This is a genomic window from Vibrio sp. 10N.222.55.C6 (assembly GCF_041473395.1).
Lineage (GTDB): Bacteria > Pseudomonadota > Gammaproteobacteria > Enterobacterales > Vibrionaceae > Vibrio > Vibrio crassostreae_C.
On sequence record NZ_JBFRSD010000781.1, the window covers coordinates 1 to 826 of the forward strand.

At 42.5% G+C, this 826-nt stretch carries 1 protein-coding gene; it reads right to left on the reverse strand.

Annotation, left to right across the window (positions count from 1 at the left end; genetic code table 11):
- Nucleotides 1–599 (reverse strand): LysR family transcriptional regulator (locus tag AB4486_RS26140; RefSeq protein WP_372119665.1); only part of this gene is annotated, 599 nt, incomplete at its 3' end.
- Nucleotides 600–826: the final 227 nt, after the last annotated feature.

An 826-nucleotide genomic window follows, 5' to 3' on the forward strand; every position in this document is an offset into this window, starting at 1 on the left:
TCATTTTGTAACACATCGTGCAATTGATAAAACAACGCATTGTGCTCAAGCAGATCGTTCGGCTGTGTGGGGGCTGGATTTTCCGCTAAATAGCTAGGGCTTGCACACAGCACTCTCTGTACATCACAGATTTTAAAGCCATACATATTGGCATCGGTTGGTGAGCCATAGCGCAGAGCCATGTCGACAGAATCACGGTAGAAATCAATATTGCTATCGCTAATACTTGAACGCAGTGAGACATTCGGGTATTGCAATAAAAACTCATCTAACCAAGGAGTAATAAGGTTACGCCCCAAATCAGACGATAGCGCGATACGAATTTCACCATCAATAATGCCCAAGTCTTCATGCATATTCATTTTGGCCTGCTCAAGCATCTTTAGCGCCTCTTGACACTGAGGTAAATAACGCTCCCCAGCAGAGGACAATCGCAAGTGACGGGTTGTACGGACAAAAAGCTCCGCGCCCAATGATGCCTCAACGCGCTTTACCGCTGCACTCGCTGTGGCGGTACGCATATCTAAACTGGTTGCCGCTGCGGTGATGCTGCGAAACTCCGCGACTTTTAAAATAACCTGTAAATCTTCTAAGAGCATGATGAGACCTTTACCAGAAAAAGGGACAGCAGTATTTGCTGCGTTTCTACTATTTATAAAGCAGTCTTGACGACAGAACAATCTGCATTCAAATTATTTTTGATAATAATTCAAATTAAAACCTGTTTTTCATTGTTAATAACTCGCCTATCATAGCTTCATTCAAACAAACCCGACTAAACACAAGACCTAGCGCATACGTTTATGATTATCAATTTATTTTAGAT